General features: G+C 73.4%; 3 protein-coding genes. 1 reads left to right on the forward strand and 2 read right to left on the reverse strand.

The window, feature by feature from the left end; genetic code table 11:
- Together ACFV4N_RS43610 and ACFV4N_RS43615 are read right to left on the reverse strand one after the other, a co-directional pair.
- A partial coding sequence (locus ACFV4N_RS43610) for a sigma factor (protein ID WP_499678578.1) occupies window positions 1-429 on the reverse strand: 429 nt, incomplete at its 3' end.
- Window positions 426-797: a YciI family protein gene (locus ACFV4N_RS43615; RefSeq protein ID WP_499678579.1), complete on the reverse strand. Its 372-nt coding sequence runs from the start codon at window positions 795-797 to the stop codon at window positions 426-428. The genes ACFV4N_RS43615 and ACFV4N_RS43610, both read right to left, overlap by 4 nt.
- A gap of 196 nt (window positions 798-993) precedes the next feature.
- On the opposite strand from ACFV4N_RS43615, the gene ACFV4N_RS43620 reads away from it, so the two are divergent.
- A complete protein-coding gene (locus ACFV4N_RS43620) occupies window positions 994-1,422 on the forward strand; it encodes a hypothetical protein (RefSeq protein WP_499678580.1) in 429 nt (142 codons plus the stop codon).
- Window positions 1,423-1,565: the final 143 nt, after the last annotated feature.

Consider the following 1,565-nt stretch of genomic DNA (forward strand, 5'->3'; position numbering starts at 1 on the left):
GGCGATCTCGGCGGTGGTCAGGCCGCCCACCGCGCGCAGCGTGAGCGCCACCTGGGAGGTGGTGGACAGCGCCGGGTGGCAGCAGAGCAGCAGCAGGGTGAGGCTGTCGTCGGTGTCCGGTGGCGGGTCCGCGCGGCGAGCGGGTTCGCGCATGGCCAGCTCGGCCAGGCCGGCTTCCCGTTCGCGCCTGCGCCGGGCCTGGTCGGAGCGGAGCAGGTCCACCATCTTGCGGTAGCCGATGCGGATCAGCCAGCTGCGCGGGTTCTCCGGCACGCCGTTGACGGGCCACGTCCGGCTCGCGGCGAGCAGCGCCTCCTGCACCGCGTCCTCGGCGGGGTCGAACTGGCCGAACCGCCGCACCAGCGCGCCGAGCACCTGCGGCGCCTCGGTGCGCAGCAGGTGCTCGATGGTCGCGGCGCGGTCGCTCACCCGGCGAAGTCCTCGCCCATGATCGGGCGGATCTCGATCGGTTCGCCCAGCACGTCGACGATGCGCGCGACGATCTGGACGGCCCGCTCGTGGCCGGCGACGTCGATCACGGCGAAGCTGGCCAGGACCTCCTTCAGCTCGGCGAACGGCCCGTCGGTCGCCACCACGCCGTCCGCCGTCCTGCGGACGGTGGTGCTGACCGCGGGGTGACCGAGGCCCTCGCTGGTGACGAACTCGCCGGTCTCGACCAGTTCCCGTTCGAACTCCCGGTACGCGGCGAACGCGGCCAGCGCGTCCTCGGAGGGGGTGTCGGCGGTGTCGGCGTCCCAGGCGGCGGCCGGGGTGTAGCTGAGCAGCAGGTACTTCACGGTGGTCCCTCTTCCTCGATCGCGCTCGGGCAACGGTACGTGGCCCGGCCTCGGGTCGGCGCCCACCGCGACCACGTCGCCGACCCGCCGATCTCGACATGCGCCCGATGTGACCCGAGTCACCGAGGACCGGTGTCGAGGCCGGGGCCGCGCCTCCGAGGTACCGGTGCACAGCGAACAACCCGAGGAGGACGACATGACCGAGACGACCATCGAGCCGAGCGCCGACCTGCGGGCCCTGGACCGACTGGTGGGCACGTGGGAGGTGACCGGCGGCGCCGAGGGAACCGTGCGGTACGAGTGGATGCCCGGCCGGTTCTTCCTGCTCCAGCACGTCGAGCTCACCCAGTTCGGGCAGCCGGTCACGGGGCTGGAGGTGATCGGCAACCTGCGCCCGTTCGGCGAACCCGCGGGCGCGGACGTGGTGTCCCGGTTCTACGACTCGACCGGCAACACCCTGGACTACGTCTACGAGCCGGCCGGCGACACGCTGACCATCTGGGGTGGCGCGAAGGGCAGCCCGGCCTACTACCGAGGCACGTTCAGCGCCGACGGCGCCACGGTCACCGGTGAGTGGGTCTACCCCGGCGGTGGCGGGTACTCCTCCACCATGACCCGGGTCTGAGCCCCGACCGGCCTGCCGGTCGAGCGCTTCGGCACGGCGGTCGAGAGCACTGCGGTCCGGCGCGCGGCGGGTCCGGTGACCCCCGGGGGACCCGGCCCCGCCCGCGCCCGGCCGGGCACAAGACGTGTGCCAGGGGGGGTAAC

The sequence above is a fragment of the Actinosynnema sp. NPDC059797 genome (assembly GCF_042732085.1).
Lineage (GTDB): Bacteria > Actinomycetota > Actinomycetes > Mycobacteriales > Pseudonocardiaceae > Actinosynnema.